Raw genomic sequence first — 3,946 nt, 5'->3', positions numbered from 1 at the left:
GTCAAATTATCACAGAATGCCTCCCCCACTGACATCACACTCACAAGTAATACTGTTGACGAAAACGTAGCAGCTAACACTGTAGTAGGTACATTAACTACCACCGACTCTAACAATGGAGATACCTTTACTTACCAATTAGTCAGCGGTACTGGAGACACCGATAACGCAGCTTTCACCATTGATGGCGATCGACTGAAAATCAAGAGTTTCCCAGACTATGAAACTAAGTCTAGTTACAATATCCGAGTCAAAACCACCGATGCAGCGGGAGCAAGTTATGAAGAGCAGTTGACCATTAACATTAACGATGTCAACGAAAATTCTGCTCCCACTGCTCTTAGTATCAGCAACAACAGCATTGATGAAAACGTTGCAGCAAATACTGTAGTCGGCACATTATCAAGTATTGACCCCGACGCAGGCGATACTTTTACTTATGAATTAGTAGCAGGTGTGGGAGACACCGATAACGCAGCTTTCACTCTTGATGGCGATCGTCTGAAAATAAATAATTCCCCAGACTATGAAACTAAATCTAGTTACAATATCCGAGTTCAGACTACCGATGCAGCAGGAGAGACTTATCAAGAAGAGTTGACCATTAACATTAACGATGTTAACGAAAATTCTACACCCTCTGACCTCAACTTTGAGTTCCAAGTTGCCCAAAGTATTGGTGGTAGTGGTTATGACTATGGCTATGGCGTAGCCACCGACAGCAATGGTAATGTGTGGGCTACAGGAAATTTTGATGGGAGTATCGACATCAACGGAGACGGCAATAATGATTTGACCAGTAATGGCAATTCTGATGGCTATGTAGCTAAGTTTGACAGCAATGGCAACTTGCTGTTTGCCCAAAATATTGGCGGTAGCAGTTCTGACTGGGGCCATGGCATAGCAACCGACAGCAATGGTAATGTGTGGGCTACAGGATCTTTCTCTGACAGCATAGACATCGACTCTGATGGCGACAATGATTTGACTAATAATGGCTCTTTGGATAGCTATCTAGCTAAGTTCGATAGCAATGGCAACTTGTTATTTGCCCAAAATATTGGCGGTAGCAGTTCTGACTGGGGCCATGGTATAGCTACCGACAGCAATGGTAATGTGTGGGCTACAGGATCTTTCTCTGACAGCATAGACATCGACTCTGATGGCGACAATGATTTGACCAGTAATGGCAATTCTGATAGCTATCTAGCTAAGTTCGACAGCAATGGCAACTTGTTATTTGCCCAAAATATTGGCGGTAGCAGTACTGACCGGGGCTGGGACATAGCCACCGACAGCAATGGTAATGTGTGGGCTACAGGAAATTTTGAGGGTAGCATTGATATCGACTCCGACGGCGACAATGATTTGACCAGTAATGGCAATTCTGATAGCTATGTGGCCAAGTTCAACAGCAATGGCAACTTGCTATTTGCCCAAAATATTGGCGGTAGCAGTACTGACCAGGGCAGGGGTATAGCGACCGACAGCAATGGTAATGTGTGGGCTACAGGATATTTTCAGGAGAGTATCGACATTGACTCTGATGGTAATAATGATTTGACCAATAATGGCTCTTTGGATAGCTATGTGGCCAAGTTTGACAGCAACGGCAACTTGCTGTTTGCCCAAAATATCGGCGGTAGCGGTGGTGACTATGGCTATGGCATAGCTACCGACAGCAATAGTAATGTGTGGGTTACAGGACAATTCTTGGGTAGCATTGATATCGACTCCGACGGCGACAATGATTTGACCAGTAATGGCTCTGCTGATATCTATGTGGCCAAGTTCGACAACAATGGCAACTTGCTGTTTGCCCGAAATATCGGTGGTAGCAGTGGTGAGGTAGGCCAAGGTATAGCCACTGACAGCAATGGTAATGTGTGGGCTACAGGATATTTCTGGAGGAGCATCGACATTGATGGAGATGGCAACAATGATTTGACGAATAATGGCTCTTTTGATAGCTATGTAGCTAAATTTTCTCCTGTCTCTCCCCAAGACACCACTCCTCCCACAGCAATCAATTTCACCCCCGCCGACAATACCACAGATATTGCCATAGGGGCAGATTTAGTCATTGAATTTGATGAAAACGTCCAAAAAGGCACGGGCAACATCGTTATCAAACAACTCAGCGATAACTCAACAGTAGAAACCATAGATGTTACATCCGGTCAAGTCACAATCTCAAACAATACCCTCACCATCAACCCCACTGCTGACTTAGCAGAAGGAACTGAGTATTATGTTGAGATAGATTCAGGAGCAATAGAAGACACTGCGGGCAATGATTACGCCGGGATGTCAGATGTAACAACTTGGAATTTCACTACTGTTAGCAACAATAATAATAGCGAACCAGTCGAGTTTGATTTTAATGGGGATAGCAAAGCAGATATTCTGTGGCGAAATGACACTACCGGAGACAATCAAATCTGGGCAACTAACCCTACCAATATCCAAGGTCTTCCTAATCGTAGCAGTGATTGGAGTATCCCCCAAATAGGTAACTTTGACAACGATACTTCTATGGAAATACTCTGGCGTAATAGTACCAGTGGAGAAAATCAAATCTGGAATGTGGATGGTACTACTGAAGTTAGCGGTTTACCTACTCGAAGTAGTCAATGGCAACCCCTACAAGCAGGAGACTTCGATGGTGACAATATTGATGAGCTATTATGGCGTAATACTAACAATGGAGTGAATCAAATCTGGGATGTGGATGGTACTACTCAAGTTCGTGGGTTGCTCACCAGAAATAACAATTGGACAGCAGTAGCAGTAGGAGACTTCGATGGCGACAATATTGATGAGCTTTTATGGCGTAATAACAGCACTGGTCAAAACCAAATTTGGAATGTGGATGGTACTACTCAAGTTAGGGGATTACCCAATCGCAGTAGTAATTGGGAAGTAGCTCAAGTAGGAGACTTCGATGGAGACAATATTGATGAGCTTTTATGGCGTAATAACAGCACTGGTCAAAACCAAATTTGGAATGTTGATGGTACGACTCAAACCAAAGGATTACCTAATCGCAGTAGTAATTGGGAAGTAGCTCAAGTAGGAGACTTCGATGGAGACAACATAGATGAGCTTTTATGGCGTAATAATAGCAGTGGTCAAAATCAACTTTGGAATGTTGATGGTACTACTCAAGTTAGGGGATTACCTAATCGCAGTAGTAATTGGGAAGTAGCTCAAGTAGGAGACTTTGATAGTGATAACATAGATGAACTGTTGTGGCGTAATAATAACAATGGTCAAAATCAACTTTGGAATGTAGATGGTAGTGTAGGAATTAGTGGTATTTCATCTCAAGTAGCTGATTGGCAAGTTATTTGACAAATGATATAGTTGGGATGATAAATATCTGATATTCAATCCGGTAGTGTCGGTATAAATAAAGCAGAGAAACCGGGTTTATATGAAATGCCCTATTATATCATGTTCGGATAATCACTAACTATAAAGTCATTGCGACTGGAACGGAGTGGAAGGAAGCAATCTCAAGGGTTTGAGATATCTCTTCCATCTATATACTAATCATAACTATTCAACCGAACATGATATTATACTTACATCTGTATCCCATAAACCCGGTTTCTTACAGCAGTTTTCATTTCAGTAGACCACAGTAGGGGCGAATGGCCAGCAAGTAGGGGCGATTCGCGTTTGCGCAGCATTCCGCAGGAAATCGCCCCTACAGGGTTTTGGTGATGACGATGTGGTTCATCAATTTGAAAAGCGCTGTAATGTAAGGGCGATTCGCGTTTTGCATTCTGCAAAGCATTCCGCAGGAAATCGCCTAAGCACCTGGAAAAATTGAGCCACCGGAAAGTCCAGTAGTTTATACAATAGGTTCTCCAATTCCTGAAGAGGAAGCAGAAAAAATGACTGACCAGCAGTGGGTGGAAGCGATCGCTACCTATAAGAA

Annotated in this window: 1 protein-coding gene; it reads left to right on the top strand. The window is 43.1% G+C overall.

Features of this window, described 5'->3' with window-relative positions; genetic code table 11:
* Nucleotides 1–3,354 (top strand): SBBP repeat-containing protein (locus F6K22_RS34720; protein WP_293108937.1); only part of this gene is annotated, 3,354 nt, incomplete at its 5' end.
* Nucleotides 3,355–3,946: the final 592 nt, after the last annotated feature.

Source organism: Okeania sp. SIO2F4 (assembly GCF_010672385.1).
In the GTDB taxonomy this organism is placed as follows: domain Bacteria; phylum Cyanobacteriota; class Cyanobacteriia; order Cyanobacteriales; family Microcoleaceae; genus Trichodesmium.
This window is presented reverse-complemented; position numbering and strand designations above follow the sequence as displayed.